This window comes from Cupriavidus oxalaticus, from assembly GCF_016894385.1.
GTDB classification, from domain to species: domain Bacteria; phylum Pseudomonadota; class Gammaproteobacteria; order Burkholderiales; family Burkholderiaceae; genus Cupriavidus; species Cupriavidus oxalaticus.
Map to the genome: position 1 here is coordinate 657,821 of NZ_CP069812.1, position 19,574 is coordinate 677,394.

14 protein-coding genes are annotated in these 19,574 nt (G+C 69.1%); 4 read left to right on the forward strand and 10 right to left on the reverse strand.

Annotation, left to right across the window (positions count from 1 at the left end):
- A complete protein-coding gene (ocd, locus tag JTE92_RS15385; protein WP_084254425.1) occupies window positions 1-1,086 on the forward strand; it encodes an ornithine cyclodeaminase in 1,086 nt (361 codons plus the stop codon).
- 39 nt (window positions 1,087-1,125) lie between these two features.
- On the opposite strand, the gene JTE92_RS15390 is transcribed toward ocd, so the two are convergent.
- The 7 genes from JTE92_RS15390 to hutU form a co-directional block, all read right to left on the reverse strand.
- A complete protein-coding gene (locus JTE92_RS15390) occupies window positions 1,126-1,722 on the reverse strand; it encodes a helix-turn-helix domain-containing protein (protein ID WP_063236941.1) in 597 nt (198 codons plus the stop codon).
- Between the two features lie 402 nt (window positions 1,723-2,124).
- The gene (locus JTE92_RS15395) at window positions 2,125-3,453 is read right to left on the reverse strand and encodes a sigma-54-dependent transcriptional regulator (RefSeq protein ID WP_063236942.1); all 1,329 of its coding nucleotides are present in this window, start codon (window positions 3,451-3,453) and stop codon (window positions 2,125-2,127) included.
- Window positions 3,443-5,386, reverse strand: coding sequence for a sensor histidine kinase (locus JTE92_RS15400; RefSeq protein ID WP_063236943.1), 1,944 nt, complete (start codon window positions 5,384-5,386; stop codon window positions 3,443-3,445). The genes JTE92_RS15395 and JTE92_RS15400 overlap by 11 nt, the downstream gene beginning before the upstream one ends.
- A 191-nt stretch (window positions 5,387-5,577) precedes the next feature.
- On the reverse strand, window positions 5,578-6,891 hold the full coding sequence (locus JTE92_RS15405; RefSeq protein WP_063236944.1) for a dicarboxylate/amino acid:cation symporter: 1,314 nt from the start codon (window positions 6,889-6,891) through the stop codon (window positions 5,578-5,580).
- A gap of 690 nt (window positions 6,892-7,581) precedes the next feature.
- Window positions 7,582-8,550 carry a formimidoylglutamase gene (gene hutG / locus JTE92_RS15410; RefSeq protein ID WP_063236945.1) on the reverse strand — a complete coding sequence of 323 codons (969 nt, stop codon included), beginning with the start codon at window positions 8,548-8,550 and terminating at the stop codon, window positions 7,582-7,584.
- A complete protein-coding gene (locus tag JTE92_RS15415) occupies window positions 8,547-9,866 on the reverse strand; it encodes an MFS transporter (RefSeq protein ID WP_063236946.1) in 1,320 nt (439 codons plus the stop codon). The genes hutG and JTE92_RS15415 overlap by 4 nt, the downstream gene beginning before the upstream one ends.
- A 196-nt stretch (window positions 9,867-10,062) precedes the next feature.
- Window positions 10,063-11,733, reverse strand: coding sequence for a urocanate hydratase (hutU, locus tag JTE92_RS15420; protein WP_063236947.1), 1,671 nt, complete (start codon window positions 11,731-11,733; stop codon window positions 10,063-10,065).
- A 261-nt stretch (window positions 11,734-11,994) separates the two neighbouring features.
- Between hutU and JTE92_RS15425 the strand changes: the two genes are divergently transcribed.
- Window positions 11,995-12,192, forward strand: a complete 198-nt coding sequence (locus JTE92_RS15425) for a type II toxin-antitoxin system VapB family antitoxin (protein ID WP_063236948.1) — start codon at window positions 11,995-11,997, stop codon at window positions 12,190-12,192.
- On the forward strand, window positions 12,189-12,560 hold the full coding sequence (locus JTE92_RS15430; protein ID WP_063236949.1) for a type II toxin-antitoxin system VapC family toxin: 372 nt from the start codon (window positions 12,189-12,191) through the stop codon (window positions 12,558-12,560). The genes JTE92_RS15425 and JTE92_RS15430 overlap by 4 nt, the downstream gene beginning before the upstream one ends.
- 50 nt (window positions 12,561-12,610) lie before the next feature.
- Here the strand turns inward: JTE92_RS15430 and hutC are convergent, their stop codons facing one another.
- Together hutC and JTE92_RS15440 are read right to left on the reverse strand one after the other, a co-directional pair.
- Window positions 12,611-13,327, reverse strand: a complete 717-nt coding sequence (gene hutC / locus JTE92_RS15435) for a histidine utilization transcriptional repressor HutC (protein WP_063236950.1) — start codon at window positions 13,325-13,327, stop codon at window positions 12,611-12,613.
- Window positions 13,328-13,362: 35 nt separating this feature from the next.
- The gene (locus JTE92_RS15440; protein ID WP_063236951.1) at window positions 13,363-16,752 is read right to left on the reverse strand and encodes a diguanylate cyclase; all 3,390 of its coding nucleotides are present in this window, start codon (window positions 16,750-16,752) and stop codon (window positions 13,363-13,365) included.
- Window positions 16,753-17,100: 348 nt separating this feature from the next.
- Here JTE92_RS15440 and JTE92_RS15445 point away from each other — a divergent pair, with 348 nt between their 5' ends.
- A complete protein-coding gene (locus tag JTE92_RS15445) occupies window positions 17,101-17,988 on the forward strand; it encodes a c-type cytochrome (protein WP_063236952.1) in 888 nt (295 codons plus the stop codon).
- 24 nt (window positions 17,989-18,012) lie between these two features.
- Here JTE92_RS15445 and JTE92_RS15450 read toward each other — a convergent pair whose 3' ends face one another.
- On the reverse strand, window positions 18,013-19,077 hold the full coding sequence (locus JTE92_RS15450) for an acyltransferase family protein (protein ID WP_063236982.1): 1,065 nt from the start codon (window positions 19,075-19,077) through the stop codon (window positions 18,013-18,015).
- Window positions 19,078-19,574 lie beyond the last annotated feature (497 nt).

Sequence of the window (19,574 nt, forward strand, 5' to 3'; positions counted from 1 at the left end):
ATGAAAGAGACCGCCCGTTCGCTGTTCCTCGACGCCAACGACGTGGCCCGGCTGGTGGCCGCGCTCGGCGTGCAGCCCGCCATCGTGCAGATGGCCGAGCATGTCCGCCAGGACTTCCTGCGCTGGGATGCCTTCGACAAGTCCGCCCGCCTGGCCAGCCATTCCGCGCGCGGGGTGATCGAGCTGATGCCGGTGAGCGACGGCATCCAGTACGCGTTCAAGTACGTCAACGGCCATCCGCGCAATGCGCAGCATGGCATGCCGACCGTGATGGCGTGCGGCCTGCTGGCCGAAGTGGAAACCGGCTTCCCGCTGATGCTGGCCGACCTGACGCTGGCCACCGCGCTGCGCACCGCCGCCACCTCGGCGCTGGCGGCGCAGGCGATGGCGCGGCCGGGCGCGCGCACCATGGCGCTGATCGGCAATGGCGCGCAGGCCGAGTTCCAGGTGCTTGCCTTCCACGCCATGCTGGGCGTGCGCGAGATCGCGGCCTACGACGTCGACCCCGCCGCCACGGCACGGCTGATGCGCAACCTTGCCGGCGTGCCGGGGCTGGTGATCCGCGCCGCCGAGTCAGTGCAGGCCGCGCTGGACGGCGCCGACATCGTGTCCACCGTGACCGCCGACAAGACCCGCGCCACCATCCTGACGCCGGCGCAGGTGCGCCCGGGCATGCACCTGAACGCCGTCGGCGGCGATTGCCCCGGCAAGACCGAGCTGCATGCCGACATCCTGCGCCAGGCCCGCATCGTGGTGGAGTATGAACCGCAGACGCGCATCGAAGGCGAGATCCAGCAGCTGCCCGCCGATGCGCCGGTGACGGAGCTGTGGCAGGTGCTGGCCGGCGCCGCGCCGGGCCGTGCCGCGGCCGACGAGGTGACGGTGTTCGATTCGGTGGGGTTTGCGCTGGAAGACTACGCCGCGCTGCGCTGGCTCTATGCCGCCGCGCATGCCCGGCGCGCGGGCAGGGCGGTGGAGCTGGTGGCGATGCCGCCGGATCCGCGCAATCTCTATGGCTGGATGATGGCGCAGGCCGAAGGCCGCGACGCCGGGCTGGAACTGCCGCGGCTGGCGTCGCTGGCCTGATTGCGGAAGCGCTCCCCCTCGGTGCGAGGGGCGCTCAACTCAGCCTGCGCGCCCCATCATCAGCTGGGCGCGCAGGAAGCCCTTGACCTCTTCCAGCGAGGGCGTCTTCAGGAACACCATGATGCCCCAGTGCTGCAGCGCGTCGGCCACGCCATCGTAGGCTTGCCGGTTGGTGATCACGGCAAAGATCACGTGCTGGCTGGCAAAGAAATTCTGCAGTTTCTCGATGGTGGCCGACTCGGCGTCGTTGAGTTCGTCGACGTAGTACAGCACCACGCGCGGATGCGCGCTGACCGAGGTGATGACGGTGTCGAGCACATCGTCGACCACCACGCTCTTGAGCGGCAGGCCCCACTTGCCCAACTGGCCGTGAATGCGCTGCGCTTCCTGGTGGTTGGGATGGAACACCACCAGGTCCAGGCCATGGGGCGTTGCGGTCTCGGGCCCGATGCGCGTCGCCAGCAGGCGATGCACGGTTTCCTTGTGGATGCGCCGATGGCCGCCGTTGGTCTTCCAGGCGCCAAGTTCGCCGCGCTCTACCATCTTCTGGACGGTGCCCAGCGAGACATTGAGCAGTTTTGCCGCTGTACGCGTGCTGTAGTAAGGCTTTTCAGCCAGTGCCGGATCCAGTTTCATCCAATCACCCGTAGTCCTGAAGGCAGTCCGCGCCTGCAAGGCGCACGCGGTACCAGGCACCTGCGCCACGTATTGTCACTGCCAATGGTTGACTGACCCTGTGTCCTGGCCGCTCCCCCGCCGGCCGGACGATTATTTATCGTCGATTTGACGTTTTTGTCATTTCCCGCAGACTGCCCGCACTTGATGGCTTTGCATGTCCCGGGTCCGGATTTGCCGGAAGCCCATAATATGCCGCAAAGGTCAGGTAATCAGTAAGAAAAAACTACAAAATCATCGAACTTTTGTTTTTCAGCGCACGCTGAGGACTGGCCCCGGTCCCGGGACTCGCCGTCAGTAACTGGAGACATCGGGCTGCCGGGGTGGTTCCCCGCGCTACCGGCGCTAGCGGCGCTACCGGCGTTACCGGTCTTGCAGGCCGTGCTTGCGCACCTTGTCGAACAGCGTGGTCTTGGCCACGCCCAGCGCCTCGCTGGCGCGGCTGAGGTTGCCGTCGTGCCTGCGCATGGCGTCGGCGATCAGCGCGCGCTCGAACTGGTCGACCGCCTGCGCCAGCGGCAGCGCTTCCGGGGCGGCGGTGCCCTGGCCGGGGTTGCAGCCCAGCCCGAGGACGTGGCGCTCGGCCAGGTTGCGCAACTCGCGCACATTGCCCGGCCAGGGGTAGGCCACCAGCGCCGCCAGCTCGGCCGCACTGGCGGGCACGGCCTCGCGCTCGAAGCGCAGCGCCGCCTGCGCGACGAAATGCTCGAACAGTGCCGGCACGTCTTCGCGCCGCTCGCGCAGCGGCGGCAGCTCCAGCGTGATGACGTTCAGGCGGTAGTACAGGTCGGCGCGGAACTGGCCGGCATCGGACAGCGCGCGCAGGTCGGCCTTGGTCGCCGCCACCACGCGCGCGTTGACCGGCACCGGCTGGTTCGAGCCGAGCCGCTCCACCACGCGCTCCTGCAGCACGCGCAGCAGCTTGATCTGCAGCGGCATCGGCATGCTCTCGATCTCGTCGAGAAACAGCGTGCCGCCTTCGGCGTGCTCGATCTTGCCGATGCGTCGGCGCGCGGCACCGGTGAACGAGCCCGCCTCATGGCCGAAGATCTCGCTTTCGAACAGCTGTTCGGGCAGGCCGCCGCAATTGATGGCGACGAAGTGGCGCGCATGGCGCTGGCTGGCCTCGTGCAGGCAGCGTGCCACCAGCTCCTTGCCGGTGCCGGTCTCGCCGTGGATCAGCACGTTGGCGTCGGTGCCGGCGAGGTCGGCGATCAGCCGGCGCAAGCGCTCGACCGCGGGCGAATGGCCGATCAGGCGGGTTTCGAGTTTTTCGCGTCCGGCCAGACGTTCGCGCAGTTCTGATACTTCCAGCGCGAGCCGGCGCTGCTCCAGCGCGCGGCGGGTGGCGTCGACCAGCTGCTCGGGCGAGAACGGCTTTTCCAGGAAGTCGTAGGCGCCTTGCTTCATCGCCTGCACCGCAAGCCCCACGTCGCCGTGGCCGGTGATCATGATCACCGGCAGCGCGGGGTCACGTTCGCGCAGCTGCGCCAGCAGTGCCATGCCGTCCATGCCGGGCAGGCGGATGTCGCTGACCACCACGCCGGCATAGCCGGGGCCGGCCTCGCGCAGCGCTGCTTCAGCGCTGGCCACGCCGCGCGTGGCTAGCCCTTCCAGGCGCAGCGCCTGCTCGCAGCCCAGGCGCACGTCGGCATCGTCCTCGACGATCAGTACGGTCAGTTCAGGCGGCATGTTTCGGATCCTGTGCCCTCGGCTCGTGCGGCGCCAGCGGCAGCACCAGCGTGAAGGAGGCACCGCCGTCGGGGTGGTTGGCGGCGGACAGGCTGCCGCCGTTTTCATTGAGGATGCCGGCCGACAGGGTCAGGCCCAGCCCCAGCCCCTGTCCGGCGGGCTTGGTGGTGAAGAACGGCTCGAACAGCCGTGCGAAGGCTTCCTCGGACAGGCCGGCGCCGTTGTCGCGCACGGTCAGGTGGGCCATGGCGCCGCTCACGTACGCATGCAGCGCGATGCGCGGCGCGGGCCGGCCGGCGACCGCGTCGAGCGCGTTGCCAAGCAGGTTGACCAGCACCTGTTCGAGCCGGTTGGGGTCGCAGATCACGGCCAGCTCGGGGTCGACGTCGCGGAGCAGTTCAGGCTGAACCGCTTCCACACGGGTCTGCAGCAGGAACAGCGCGTTGTCGACCGCCTCGCCCAGGCGGGCCTGGCCGCGGCCGTTGCCCGACTTGCGCGCAAACGACTTGAGCGCGCCGGTGATGCGGCCCATGCGCTCGACCAGCCCGATGATGGTGTCGAGGTTGGTGCGCACGGTGGCGTAGTCGCCGCGATCGAGGAACTTGCCTGTGTTGCCGGACAGCGTGCGCAGCGCCGCCAGGGGCTGGTTGAGCTCGTGCGCGATACCGGTCGACATCTGGCCCACCGCGGCCAGCTTGCCGGCCTGCAGCAGGCCGTCCTGCGCCTGGCGCAGCACGGTCTCGGCGCGGATGCGCTCGGTCACCTCGGCCTGCAGCCGGTGGTTGGCGGCGGACAGGTCGATGGTGCGCTCGGCCACCTTGCGCTCCAGCTCGCTGTTGGCCGCTTCCAGCGCGGCACGCGCGGCCAGGCGCTCGTTGACGATGCGCCGGCGTACGTTCCAGGCCGCGCCCAGCAGCAGCACGAAGGCAGTCAGCACGCCCGCCAGCGTGGCGCTGTTGAGTGCTGCCACGCGCGCCTGCGAGGTATTGGTCAGCAGCGTCAGCTGCCAGTCGGTGCCGGGCAGGGCGGCGTGCTGGGCCAGCATCGGCGGCCCTCGGCGCAGGCGCACCAGTTCGTCGCTGCTGCCCCCGGTTTCATTGGCAAGCTTGCGTACCGAGACCAGCGGCAGCTGCGGCAGCGGCGCGCGGTTGTACTGCAGGCTGCGCGACAGCCGCTGGCGTGCCTCGTCCGAGAGCGGGCGCAGCGCGGCCAGCTTCCACGACGGGTCCGAGGCGAGGATCACGACGCCGTTCTCGTCGCTCAGCAGCATCTGGCTGTCGGCGCCCTGCCAGCGGTTTTCCAGCGGCTCCAGCCCGATCTTGACCACTGCCACGCCGGCCGGGTTGTCGCGCTCGCCCAGCGGCGCCGACAGGTAGTAGCCCGATTCGCTGCGGGTGGTGCCGACTCCGTAGAAGCGGCCGAGCTGGCCTTCCATGGCGGCCTGGAAGTAGGGGCGGAAGCTGAGGTCCTCGCCCAGGTAGCTGTCGGGGCGCTGCCAGTTGCTGGCGGCCAGCACCTTGCCGTGGGCGTCCAGCACATAGACCACGCGCGTGCCGGCGCGGGCATTGAGCGAACTCAGGTATTCGTTGGCACGGGCCACGCGCGCGGCGTCGTCCGGGCGCAGCAGCAGTCCGGAGATGCGCTCGTCCAGCGACAGCAGGCCGGGCACGTAGTCGTAGTGCGCCAGCTCGCTTTCCAGCGCCTGCGTGTACAGGCGCAACTGCACCTGGCCGCGCTCGGCCTGGCGCGCCAGCGCATTGTCGTAGCTGTAGCGGTAGCCGAGCGCGCCGGCCAGCCCGATCAGCACGGCCAGCGCCAGCAACGCCAGCAGCGGCGCGGCGCCGCGCAGGCCATGGGGCAGGCGCGAGGGCGTGGCGGGTGTGGCGGCGGGCGCGTGCGGAGTGTCGCCTGGAGGGTGGAGCGGGCCGGTCATCAGGAAGTCTGGTCAGGCAAGGGCGAAGCGGCCGCGCTGGCGGGACAGTGATCCATGGCAGTCTTTTCGGGGACCGGGGCGGCGCGGGTGCCTACTTTTACCACACCGGCGCTACGGTGCCCGCGTCGTGGATGCAAAAAGGCCCGGTTGCCTTGTCGGCAACCGGGCCCTGGCACGCCTGGCAGGCTGTGTTACTTGCCGGCCATGGCCTGGACCGATGCCAGGCTGGTGGTGGTATCCGCGACGACGGGTTCATCCTCGTCGGACAGTACCGGCGCGCCGATGGCGCCTTCGCTTTTGGCGACGACGGCGGTGGCAATGGCATTGCCCAGCACATTGGTCACGGTGCGACCCATGTCGAGTACGTGGTCGATGCCCAGCACCAGCAGGATGCCGGCCTCCGGCAGGCCGAACATCGGCAGCACGGCGGCGACCACCACCAGCGAGGCGCGCGGCACACCGGCGATGCCCTTGCTGGTGACAAGCAGGACCAGCAGCATGGTGATCTGCTGGGAAAGCGACAGCTCGATGCCATACACCTGGGCCACGAACAGCGCGGCGAACGAGGTGTACATGATCGAGCCGTCCAGGTTGAACGAGTAGCCCAGCGGCAGTACGAAGTTGGTGATGCGCTCCTTGACGCCGAAGCGGGTCAGCTGGTCGATCACCTTCGGGTAGGCCGATTCGCTGCTGGCGGTGGCGAAGCCGATCATCAGCGGCGTGCGCATGCCCTTGAGCAGGCGGAACACGTCACGGCCCAGGAAGAAGTAGCCGCCGGCGATCAGCGCCACCCACAGCAGCGCCAGCGCCAGGTACAGGCTGCCGATCAGCTTGGCATAGACTGCCAGCACACCCAGCCCCTGCGCGGTGATCACCGCCGCGATCGCGCCGAACACGCCGACCGGCGCGAATGCCATCACGTAGTTGGTGACTTTCAGCATCACGTCGGCCAGGCCCTCGATGGCCTGCAGCACGGGCTTGCCCACGCCTTCCTTGACCGTGCCCAGCGCGAAGCCGAAGAACAGCGAGAACACCACGATCTGCAGGATCTCGTTGTGCGCCATCGCCTCGGCGAAGCTCTTCGGGAACATGTGCGCGATGAAGTCGCGCAGGTTCAGGGCGCCGGTCTTCAGGTTCGAGGCGGCGTCCGCTGCCGGCAGCGGCAGGTTCATGCCGTGGCCGGGCTGCAGCACATTGGCCATCACCAGCCCGAGCAGCAGCGAGGTGACCGAGGCGGCGACAAACCACATCATCGCCTTCATGCCGATGCGGCCCACGGCACGGCCGTCGCCCATGCTGGCGATGCCGGTCACCAGCGTGGCAAATACCAGCGGCGCGATGATCATCTTGATCATCCGCAGGAAGATGTCGGTCAGGATGGACAGGTGGTCCGCAATCGATTTGGCGGTGGCGGCGTCCGGCGCCATGTTGTGCGCGGCGGTGCCGACCAGCACGCCTAGCAGCATCGCAATGAAGATCAGGGTGGGCAGTCGATTCAGTTTCATCGTGGATCAGGCCTGTGCGTCCGTTCCCCGCGGACAGGGTCGGACGTCGGTATTGCGGGATGGCTGGAGGGCTTTTGGGGCCGCGCCGGCCATGCGGATTTTTTTCAGCGCGGCAACAGGTGCCAGCGGGTCGCCCGGGCGGCGAGAGGGGGGATGGGCAAGGCGGGGTCAGTCATGTGTTTCCTCCTTTGTTTTTTGGCGAGGCCGGCGCGTTGGGAAACGTGCCGGCCGACCTGTCTGGGCGCTGTTAGCGGCGGCCTATATTGCACGTGGCGTGCCAGGCGGGAGGGGTTCTATTGGCTATACAACCCGTTGAATTCAAAGGGGAAATTGAAGTGACTCCGGCGCACTGTTCGGGGATCCGGATGGGTGGCGTGGAGGAGTGTTCGGGAATCCGAACGGTGGTCTAGGTGTAAACCCGCGGATTTGGAGGGGCTGGAGGGGTTTGAATTGCCGCCGGTTTGCTCCCCTCTCCCAGCGCGCGGGAGAGGGGCCGGGGGTGAGGGCAGGAGGGTCAAAGGCTGAGGCCAGTGGGTTAAAACCGAAGGCCTTGCTTGATGTGGTGCCTTGCTAGCCCCCCCCCTCACCCCAGCCCCCATGAGGGGAGAGGGAGAACACCTTGCTTAGGCTAGTTCGGGCGGCTTGGGTGCACCTTGCCCCGGCCAGCTCGTATGTCTTGGTGGGCTTGCTTCAGCCACCCAACAACCGATAGCACAATCTCGCCGCCACCCGCGCCCCACAGCCATCCCGGTCATACAGCGGATTGAATTCCGCTATATCCGCCACGCGCAGCTTGCCGCTGTCGCGCAGCCGCGTGGCGATGGCTTCCACCACCGGCAACGGCACGCCGTAGGCCGCCGGTGCCGAGACGGCGGGCATCACCGCGGCGGGCAGCACGTCGAGGTCGATCGTCAGGTAGACGTGGTCGGCCTCCGCCACCCATTCATCCAGCGCGGCCAGCCGTGCGTCGAGGTGGCGCTCCTGCAGGTCCACATCCTCCACATACCGCACCCCGAGCGTACTGGCGCGCGCGAACAGCGCGGCCGTATTGCCGAGCCGGCTCACGCCCAGGCAGGCGTAGTCGAAGCGCAGGCCGCGGCGCTGGCAGTCGATGGCGATCTGGTCGAAGGGCGTGCCCGAGCTGGCGGGCCGGCTGCCGCGCAGGTCGAAATGCGCGTCCAGGTTGACCACCAGCACGCGGCCGCGGTCGCCATGCGCGTCCAGGTGCGTGCGCAGGCCCTGCCACGTGCCCCAGGCCACCTCGTGGCCGCCGCCGAGCACCAGCGGCCACGCGCCTACCGCCAGTTCGGCGGCGACGGCCTGGCCCAGCCGCTGCTGCGCGTCTTCCAGCGCATCGCCTTCGCAATGGATGTCGCCGCCGTCGATCAGGCGGCCGATGCCGTGCGCCGGCACGCCCGCCAGCGCGCGGCGGATCTCGCGCGGGCCGCCGGCGGCGCCGGGGCGGCCCTGGTTGCGCAGCACGCCGGCATCGCAGCAGAAGCCCAGCAGCACCGGCACGCCGGGCGTGCGCGGCGCATCCGGAGCGTGGCGGCCGGCGACGATATCGAACAGGCGGCGCGTGTCGCCGGCCTCGCCGGCATCGCGCCGGCCGCGCCAGGCCGTGTCGCCGGCCTGCGCGAGTTCGGCCACGGTGCTCATTTCAGCCGGCGTCCCAGGGTTTCGGGCACCATCGCCAGGCCGATCAGCGAGACCAGGCCGCAGCCGATCACGTACAGCGCCGGCGCATTGGCGTCGCCAGTGATCTGGATCAGGCGGGTCGAGAAGTACTGCGCAAAGCCGCCGAAGATCGCGATCGCCACGCAATAGGCGATGGACAGGCCGGTGGCGCGCAGGCGCTGCGGCAGCACCTCGCTGACCAGCACCATCGACGCCGGTGCGGTCATCGACATCGGCACCGACAGGCAGCCCACCACCAGCAGCAGGCGCGCCAGCGACGGCTCGGCATTGATCAGCACGAACGCCGGGTAGATCATCATCAGCAGCGCCACGCGCGACCACAGCACCACGGTCTTGCGGCCGATGCGGTCGGCAAGCCAGCCGGCGAACGGCGACAGCACCACCTGCACCAGCGCCGCGATGCACGCGGCCCAGATGCTCAGCGACAGCGGCATCTTCAGCACGCTTACGGCGTAGTTGCTGATGTAGTAGACGACGATGTAGGTGGACGAAGCCAGGCCGATCATCAGCAGGATGCTGGCAATCACCTCGCGGCCATGCTGGCGCAGCAGCGGCCATTGCGCGGCGTGCTCGCCGTGGCGCGCGGGGGTGGCGGTCTCTTCCAGCCGGCGGCGGATCAGCAGGCCGACAGGAATGACCAGGATGCCGATCAGGAAGGCCAGGCGCCAGCCCCACGCTTCGAGGTCGGCCGGCGCCAGCACGTTGCTCAGCACCAGGCCGGTGATCGCGCCCAGCAGCGCCGCCAGGCCCTGGCTGAACGGCTGCCAGGCGGTATAGAAGCCGCGCGTGCGGTCATCGGCGTATTCCAGCAGCAGCGCGGTGGAGGCGCCCATCTCGCCACCGATGGCGAAGCCCTGCACCAGCCGTGCGATCACTACCATGATCGGCGCGAGGAGGCCGATCTGCGCGTACGGCGGCGTGACCACGAAGATCAGCGAGCTCAGGCCCATCAGCCACAGCGTCAGCGCGACCGCCGGCTTGCGCCCGACGCGATCGGCGTACATGCCGATCAGCAGGCCGCCCAGCGGCCGCATCAGGAAGCCGACGCCAAAGGTGGCGAACGACATCAGCAGCTGGCCGGTGGGGTTGTCGACGGGGAAGTAGAGCCGGCCGATCAGCGTGGCAAAGAAGCTGTAGACGACGAAATCGTAGAATTCGAGGCCGTTGCCGATGGTGATGGCGGCAATGGCGCGCGTGCGCGACAGGGCTGGAGTGTGGGCGCCGGCCTGGGCGCCGGCGACACCATCGTAGGCGGGCGCAGTGATATCGGAGGGCATGCGGATTGTCTCCCGGTGAGGCTTGATGTAGTCGGTTTGGTTGCTCCCCTCTCCCACGCCAGTGGGAGAGGGGCTGGGGGAGAGGGCCGGCGTTTCCACAGAGGACAGCGTATCGCCATTGCGAGCGCCCGCCCTCTCCCCCGCCCCTCTCCCGCAAGCGGGAGAGGGGAGAAAACACTAGGGTCTTGAACGCTGGTCAGTCGCGCAGCATCGGCAGGTCCAGGCCCTGCTCGCGCGCGCAGTCGACGGCGATCTGGTAGCCGGCGTCGGCATGGCGCATCACGCCGGTGGCGGGGTCGTTGTGCAGCACGCGGGCGATGCGCGCGGCGGCCTCATCGGTGCCATCGCACACGATCACCACGCCGGAATGCTGCGAAAAGCCCATGCCCACGCCGCCGCCGTGGTGCAGCGAGACCCAGGTGGCGCCGCTGGCGGTGTTCAGCAGCGCGTTCAGCAGCGGCCAGTCGGACACGGCGTCCGAACCGTCCTGCATGGCTTCGGTCTCGCGGTTGGGGCTGGCGACCGAACCCGAGTCCAGGTGGTCGCGGCCGATCACGACCGGCGCCGACAGCTCGCCGCTGCGGACCATCTCGTTGAACGCCAGGCCCAGCTTGGCGCGCAGGCCCAGTCCCACCCAGCAGATCCGCGCCGGCAGGCCCTGGAAGCTGATGCGCTCGCGCGCCATGTCGAGCCAGCGGTGCAGGTGCTCGTCATCGGGGATCAGTTCCTTGACCTTGGCGTCGGTCTTGTAGATGTCCTGCGGATCGCCCGACAGCGCGGCCCAGCGGAACGGGCCGATGCCGCGGCAGAACAGCGGGCGGATGTACGCGGGCACGAAGCCGGGGAAGTCGAAGGCATTGGCCACGCCTTCTTCCTTGGCCATCTGGCGGATGTTGTTGCCGTAGTCGAAGGTCGGCACGCCCAGCTTCTGGAAATCCAGCATGGCTTGCACATGCGCGGCCATCGACGCCTTGGCGGCCTTCACCACCACGGCCGGCTCGCGCTGCGCGCGCTCGCGGTATTCGTCCCAGGTCCAGCCGGCGGGCAGGTAGCCATTGAGCGGGTCATGGGCGCTGGTCTGGTCGGTGACCATGTCGGGGCGCACGCCGCGGCGCACCAGTTCGGGCAGCACCTCGGCGGCGTTGGCGCACAGCGCGATCGAGATCGCCTTGCCTTGCGCGGTGTAGCGGTCGATGCGGGCCAGCGCGTCATCCAGGTCGGTGGCCTGTTCGTCGACGTAGCGGGTCTTCAGGCGGAAATCGATGCGGCTCTGCTGGCATTCGATGTTGAGCGAGCAGGCGCCGGCCAGTGTCGCGGCCAGCGGCTGCGCGCCGCCCATGCCGCCCAGGCCCGCGGTCAGCACCCAGCGGCCCTTCAGGTTGCCGTTGTAGTGCTGGCGGCCGGCCTCGACGAAGGTCTCATACGTGCCCTGCACGATGCCCTGGCTGCCGATGTAGATCCAGCTGCCGGCGGTCATCTGGCCGTACATGGCCAGGCCCTTGGCGTCGAGTTCGTTGAAGTGTTCCCAGTTGGCCCAGTGGGGGACCAGGTTGGAGTTGGCGATCAGCACGCGGGGGGCGTCGCGGTGGGTCTGGAACACGCCGACCGGCTTGCCGGACTGGACCAGCAGGGTCTGGTCGTCTTCCAGGCGGGTCAGGGCCTCGACGATGCGGTCATAGCATTCCCAGTTGCGGGCGGCGCGGCCGATGCCGCCGTAGACCACCAGTTCCTTCGGGTTCTCCGCGACCTCGGGGTCGAGGTTGTTCATCAGCATGCGCAGCGGGGCTTCGGTCAGCCAGCTCTTGGCGGTGAGCCTGGTGCCGTGCGGGGCGCGGATCTCGGTGTCGCGGAAGCGGGTGGTGGTCATTTGGATGGCTCCTTCGGTGTTCCTTGCTTTGCCTTTGGGTGTCGCTTTTTTGAGCGACGCATAGGCATGTATATTCTTGTATATACAGGTACGGATATATCGGGGTTATCCCGTAGACAAGCGATATGTGGAACTGCGGATACCTACCGCCGTGAGTCATGTGACGTTATCGTTGCGTCCTCGAAAAGTCACCATCGGTAAGCACGGATTTTGGCATCAGATGATGCTAGGATTTATGCAGAATGCTCAACGGAGGCTTCCATGCGCACCACGCTTGCCCTGGACGATGATTTGCTGCGCAAGGCCCAGGCCCTGACCGGCCTGTCCGAAAAATCCTCGCTCGTGCGCGAAGCGCTGCGGGCACTGATCGAGCGCGAAAGCGCGCGCCGCCTGAGCCGTCTCGGCGGTACCGAACCCGACCTGGAATCCGCGCCGCGCCGCCGCGCGGAGCCGGCATGATCCTGGTCGACACCTCGGTATGGATCGACCATCTGCGTACCGGCGACGCGGCACTAGCGGCTTTGCTCGACGCCAGCCGGGTCCTGGTGCATCCGTTTGTGATCGGCGAGATCGCGCTGGGTAGCCTGCGGCAGCGGGGCGAGGTGCTGGGCGCTTTGCGTGATTTGCCAGGCGCCGTCGTGGCGACGGACGACGAAGTCGACCGGATGATCGATGACCAGAAGTTGTACGGGATAGGGATTGGCTACGTGGATGCGCATCTGCTGGCCGCCACCCGATTGACGCCCGGCAGTGCGCTATGGACGCGGGATCGTCGCCTGCTCGCGGTCGCCGAGCATTTGGGGCTGGCCGCGCGGCCTGCGCATTAGCCCCCGCTGCGCCGAAACCCTCAGGACAGGATGCGGATCGCGGGGCCGGGCTATGAAGTGAACCGACCTTCCAACCGGTGCAACGACCCCGGATGCACCAGCCTGACAGACGTCACAACCCTTCCTGCCGACCATGTCCGTCTACGGATCAGCAAACACGGCTCACCCTTGTCGATGTCCAGCAACCCGCATTCCTCCGCATGCGCCAGCACAGCTTCCACGACGTGCTCCCCTTCGGTCAGCGGCGCGACGCGCGTCAGGTATTGGTAGGGCGTTTCGCGCGTGAAGTCTTGCTCCAGGTAATCCGGCGCGACCGCGGCATTGACGTAGCGGTCTTCCAGCTGGATCGCGACATCGTCTTCGTAGTGCACGATGACCGAGTGAAACACGCGCTGCTCCAGCGGCACATCCAGCGCAGCCGCCTGCGCCGCACCGGCGCGTTCCTCCTGCACGCTGACCACGCGCGCATGATGCCGGTGCCCCCGCGCAGCAATGTCATCCGCAATATTGTTGACCGCATAAAGCGCGGTCCGCAGCTTGGGCTCCGCAACAAAGGTCCCGACCCCCTGCAGCCGCACCAGCATCCCCTCCGCGGTCAACTCCCGCAGCGCCCGATGCACGGTCATGCGGCTGACGCCCAGCGCCTCAACCAGTTCGGCCTCCGAGGGCACGCGATGGTGGGGCGGCCAGCTGCCGTCAGCAATCCTGCTGCTGATGTGTTGCTTGACGCGCGCATAGAGCGGCGCCGGCGTGGATGCGAGCGGCAACGGTTTCCCCCGGGTGGCGACAGCCGCCGAATGTATCACGCCCCCTGTTGTTGTTCGACGCCGCGTGGCCCGCACGCTTGCAGGAAAGCTTCCAGCGGGATTGGCCGCCCGATCGCATAGCCCTGCGCATAGTCGACGCCGATCGCGCGCAGCGCGTCGAGCGTGCGCTCATCTTCCACCCACTCCGCCACGGTCTTCACGCCGAGCCGGTGGCCGATGTCGTTGATCGAGCTGACGATCTCGCGGTCGACGGCGTTGTCGGCCAGCTGGCGGATAAAGCTGCCGTCGATCTTCAGGAAATCGACCGGGAACTGCTTCAGGTAGGCAAACGACGACAGCCCCGAGCCAAAGTCGTCGAGCGACACGGTGCAGCCCGCGCGCTTCATCTCCGACACCAGTCGGTTGGCCGCCGCCATGTTGTTGATCAGCGCCGTCTCGGTGATCTCCAGCCGGATGCGGCTGGCGGGCAGCGCGCTGGCGTCCAGCTCGGCATGCAGGAAGGGCAGCAGGAACGGCTCGCCCAGCGAGTTGGCCGACAGGTTGATCGACACCGACAAGCCCGGCACCGCACGCAGCCGCTCGCCGTAGGCATGCAGCACATTGTGGATGACCCAGCGGTCGACATGACCCATCAAATCGTAGCGCTCGGCGGCGGGAATGAAGGCGCCGGGCAGGATCATGTCCCCGCTCTCGTCGACCATGCGCACCAGGATCTCGATGTGGCGGTGTTCGCCACGGCCCGTGCCGGCTGGCTGCAGCGCGCGGATTTCCTGCGCGAACAGGCGGAAGCGGTTGGCTTCCAGCGCAGAGTGGATGCCCGCGGCGACCTCCAGTTCGCGATGGTGGCGGCGCGCGTCGCTCTCGTCGCGGCGGTAGACCGAGACCCGGCTGCGGCCGGCGGCCTTGGCGGCGTAGCAGGCGACGTCGGCGCGGCTCATCAGCTCGCTGACGGGCGGCACGTCGAGATCGATCGCGGCGATGCCGATGCTGGCGCCTACGTCATAGACCCGGCCTTCCCACGGGAAGCGGCGGCCGCGGATGGCGTCGATCACGCCCTCGCAGGCCTGCTCGGCCTGGTCCACGGTGCAGTCCTTGAGCAGCAGCGCGAACTCGTCGCCGCCCAGGCGCGCCAGCAGGTCGTCGGGACGCACGTGGTTGCGGATCAGGTAGCCGAGCTCGCGCAGCAGCACATCGCCGGCGCCATGGCCGGCGGTGTCGTTGACGATCTTGAAGCGGTCCAGGTCGATGAAGCACAGCGCGGCGCGGTGGCCATGCAGCCGCGCGGCGTCGCAGGCCTCGCGCAGGCGCTTTTCGAACCAGGTGCGGTTGGGCAGGCCGGTGAGCGCGTCGTGCATGGCCGAGCGCGCCAGCTCGCGCTGCAGCGCGCGGGCGGTGGTGATGTCCTGGAACACCAGCACCGCGCCCAGCACCTCGCCGCCGGCGGTCAGCACCGGCGCGGCGGAGTCCTGCACGTCATGGCGCTCGCCGGTCAGGCTCTGCAGCACTGCGCCATCCTGCAGGTAGGCAGGCGTCAGCGTTCGCAGGCAGGATTCGACCGGGCTCGGGATCGGATCGCCGCTGGCTTCGTCGACGAGGCGGAAAACCCGCTCCAGCGGCAATCCGCTGGCGCTGCCCATGGTCCAGCCGGTCAGCTGCTCGGCGATCGGGTTCATGAAGGTGACGTGCATGCTGGCGTCGGTGCAGATCACCGCGTCGCCGATCGAGCGCAGCGTGATGTGCAGGCGCTCTTTCTCCTCGAACAGCGCCTCGGTCAGGCGGCGCTGCTCGGTGATGTCCCAGTTGGTGCCGACCAGCGCATGCGCCATGCCGTCGGCGCCGCGCGAGACCATGGCCATGGCGCGCACGTGGCGCACCGCGCCATCGGGGCGCCGGATGCGGTACTCGGTGTCGAACGGCGCGGCGCCGCGGATGGCCTGGCGCATCTCGGCACTGACGCGGCTGACGTCTTCCGCGTGCAGCATGGCGATCCACTGCTCGGACTGCGGCGCGCCGCGCCCGGGATCGGTGCCGTGCAGCGCATGCATGCGCGCATCCCAGGTGATGACGGCGCTGGCGAAGTCCCATTCCCAGATGCCGACGCCGCCGGCCTCCACCGCCAGCTGGATGCGGCGCGACAGCCGTTCCAGCTCTTCCTGCGCCAGCTTGCGCGCATGGATGTCCTCCACCTGGGCGATGTAGTGCAGCGGCGCGCCGGTATCCTCGTCGCGCACCAGCGAGACCGCCAGCAGCGCCCAGCGGTACTCGCCACTCTTGTGGCGGTAGCGCTTTTCCATGCGGTAGGACTCGATCTCGCCGTCCACCAGCAGCGCCACCTGGCGCAGGTCGTCGCTCAGGTCGTCAGGGTGGGTCAGCTGCTGGAAGGTGATGGCGCGCAACTCCTCGCCGCTGTAGCCCAGCAGTTCGGTCATGGCGCGGTTGACGGTCTCCCAGCGGCCGTCCATGCCAACCAGCGCCATGCCGATCGCCGAATGCTCCATGGCCTGGCGGAAGCGTTTCTCGCTGCCGCGCAGGCTGGAGCGGCCAAGGCGGTTCTGTTCGGTCAGGTAGGCGATGCAGACCGGAAGCACCATGATCACCGCAGCCGACAGCGGCACCGCTTCATGGTCCTGCCCGGCCAGCATCAGCGCCTGCAGCGACAGCGTCGCCACCAGCGTCAGCAGCGCGGTGGCGAACGGGTTGCCGGCCAGCGCCACCAGCACCAGCGGCAGCGACATCGCGGCAAACGGGTCATGGCCCTGCCATTGCGCGAGCGCGCCGATTGCCAGGCACAGCGCCAGCAGGCCGGCCTGCGGCGCCAGCACCGGCCGCGCGAAGGCGGCGCGCACGCGCCCGGGCGTCATCGACAGCATCATCGGCAGCAGCAGCGCCATGCCCAGCGCACTGGCCTGCCACCAGGTCCACCACACCGAGGCAAAGCCAGTGCCGTGCACGCTGGCGATGGCCGCGGCACCGGCGGTGGCGCCCAGCGCCGGTGCGACGATGCCGGCGACCGCCAGCATCACCGCGAACGATGCCAGCGGCCCGTGGCGGACCAGCCCGGCGTGGCGCTCGAGCAGCCGCAGCAGGCCGGTGGCACACAGGATCTCGGCCAGGTTGGCGCCGGCCAGCATCAGCGCGCTGGCGGTGCTGTCGCCGGCGGCATGGTTGGCCAGCAGGTTCGCGCCCAGCATGCCGGCCAGCAGCCACGGCGTCTCGCGGCGCGGGCGGTGCAGCAGCAGCCCCAGCGCGAAGGCGTTGGGCAGCCATACCGCGGCCACGTTGCCCGGCAGCCGCGCCAGCCACAGGCCCGCCGCCGCCAGGGCGAAATAGCCGGCACCGGCCAGCAGCAGGGGCTGCCAGCGGCGTGGCGCGGTGGAAGGGGCAGTGGCTGCCTGGTGGCTCGGCGGGGCCGTATCGGGCGTCATGAACGGGTGCTGTGCGATGGGCGATGTGAATCGGTCGGGGCCGGGCGGCCATTCCGGCGCGCCGGGGTAGAGGCCAGGCGCGCGGACGGACTGCCGCCCAGCATAGCGGCCACTGTAACGGGGATGGGCACCCGGGCAAAAGCCGGACAGCGGGCTGCCGTGGGCGTTGTTGCCACTGGTGTTCGCGCCGGTTTTTTGGTAAGGCGTGCGGGCGGTGCCGCGGCCGCCCCTGGCCGCCCCTAAGCGCCCCTAAGCGCCCCGGCGTGCCTGTGTGGCCTGCCCCACCGACAGCCCCCCGTGCGCTGGACGCATCCTGCTGCATCCAGTGCGGCGGACAGGGGAGCGAAGATGGCGCGTGTTCTGCGGGTGGCGGCGTGGGGACTGGCCGGCGTGGCCGCCGCCGTGGCCGTGGCGGCCTATGCCGCGGTCTGGGTCGGCGAGCGCAAGGCGACACGGACCGTGGCGGTGCAGGTCGCGCCTCTGCCCTTGCGTGACGACGCCGCCGCCATTGCCCACGGCAAGTACCTCTATGAATCGCGCGGCTGCATGGAGTGCCACGGCGCCGGCGCCGGCGGCAAGCAAGTGTTCGACGAGCCCAACGGCCTGCGCGTGCGCGCGCCCGACCTGACCCGCGCCAACCCCGCCATCGCCGCGTACCGCGCCGAGGACTGGGTGCGCAGCGTGCGCCATGGCGTGGCGCCGTCGGGCCGGCCGCTGCTGATCATGCCGAGCGAGGACTACAACCGCCTCAGCGACGAAGACCTCAGTGCGCTGGTGGCCTACCTGCGCAGCCTGCCGCCGGGCATGGGCGCGCCCGCCGAGGTCACCCTGCCATGGATGGTGCGCGCGCTGTACGGCGTAGGCATGGTGCGGGATGCGGCGTCCAAGATCGACCACAGCCTGCCGGTGCAGCCGGCGCAGGTGCCGGCGGCCACTGCGCAGTACGGCGGTTATGTCGCCAATGCGTGCCTGGGCTGCCATGGCCATGACTTCAGCGGCGGCAAGATCCCCGGCGCGCCGCCCGACTGGCCGCCGGCGGCCGACTTGCGCCCGGTCTCGGGCGGCCCCATGTCGCGCTATGGCCAGGCCAGTGCATTTATAGAGATGATGCGCAGCGGCAAGCGGCCCGACGGCTCGCAGATCAGCCGGGTGATGCCGTTCGACTCGTTCGGGCGCATGAACGATACCGAGCTGACGGCGCTGTACCTCTTCCTCGCGGATATGCCGCGGCGCTGACGTCGGGCTGTCACCGCGCTCGCCTCATTGCCTTGCCAGCCGGCGTCCTGCGGCGATGCCCGGCAGCTCCACCCAGCGGTGCAGCAGCAGCGCCAGGCCCAGCGCCAGCCCGGCGTCGATGGCAAAGCGCAGCAGCTGCAGGCCGGTCTGGTCGGGCGTCAGTTCGGGCATCAGCCGCTTGACGCCCTCGATCACCGTCGGATGCACCAGGTAAAGCGCGTACGACAGCTCGCCCAGCCACACCAGCGCGCGCGGCACGCGCAGCATGCCGGTATGCTCGGCCGCGACCGCGCCCGCCAGCAGCAGCGCGGCGGGCACGCCGCGGCCGGCCAGGCTGAAGTCCGGGCCGACCAGCGGCAGCGACAGCGCGAACGCCGCACAGCCGGTGGCCAGCATCGCCAGCGCGATCGACGGCGTCAGCAGGTGGCGCCAGCGCGCATAGGCCCAGGCCAGCAGGCAGCCGAGCAGGAATTCCAGCACCAGCGGGTTGCTCGCCATCGCCAGCCACGGCGACGCGAACGGGTAGCCCTGCGCGGGATCGGCGACCAGCGTGCCGAAGCGCCACCACGGCAGCACCAGCGTCGCCAGCGCGAACAGTGCCAGCACCACCCACAGCGCGCGCCGCCCGGCCAGCAGCAGCCCGAGCGCGAACGCGGCATAGAACGCGATCTCGTAGTTGAGCGACCAGCCTACGTACAACGCTGGATAGCCGTAATAGGGCGCGTGCGCGGTGGTGGTGGGCAGGAACGCCAGCGATGCGGCGAACAGCGCCGGCGTCACCGGGTTGAGCAGCAGTGCGTGCAGCACCGACATGGCCCAGTACGGCGGCGCCAGCCGGAACGCGCGGCGGACCAGGAAGCTGAGCGGGTGCTCGGGGCGCGGCCGCGCCAGCACCGCGACCCAGGCAATGATGAAGCCGCTGATGACGAAGAACACATCGACGCCGACATGGCCGCGCTTGATCACGTTGGCGGTCAGCCAGCCCAGCACGGGTGCGTCGGCCCCGCCCAGCGCGAGGCCGGAGTGGTAGACGACCACGAAGGCCGCGGCCAGGCCGCGCAGCGCCTGGATGCTGTCGAGCCGGGCAATGGCAGGGGAGGTGCGGAAGGTGCGGAAGGTGGCGGGAGCGTCGGCGGCGCGGGGGGCCGCGGCGGGCCGCACCGCGCACGGCGGTGCTGGCGTACCCGTCACCGGAAGGTGGCGTTCTGGAATAGTCGGCGGCACTGTTTCAGCGGCGGGAATCCGCAAGCGATGAATCCATGAGGGACAGCGGCCGGATGCACAAAGTTCGTCAAAAGCCGTCGAAGCGCGCGTATGCGCCCCACGCGACCCAATACACGGGCCCAATACACGGCCCACCGCCTCCGTCAAGGTGACCGGAATTGCACTATTCCCGCTGGTCCCGTGCGCCGCGCCTGTGCATCCCCGGAATGCTGGCGGGTGCGCTTGCTGCCATCGCACCAGTGCTTGCGCCAGGGTGCTGCACCCTATTGCGTTTGCGCGCCGGGCCGCGTAGAACGTGGAGACACTGCGCCGTCCGGCTGCCCCGCTGCACACCGGCAGCACCGGACCGGCGCGCCGGACGT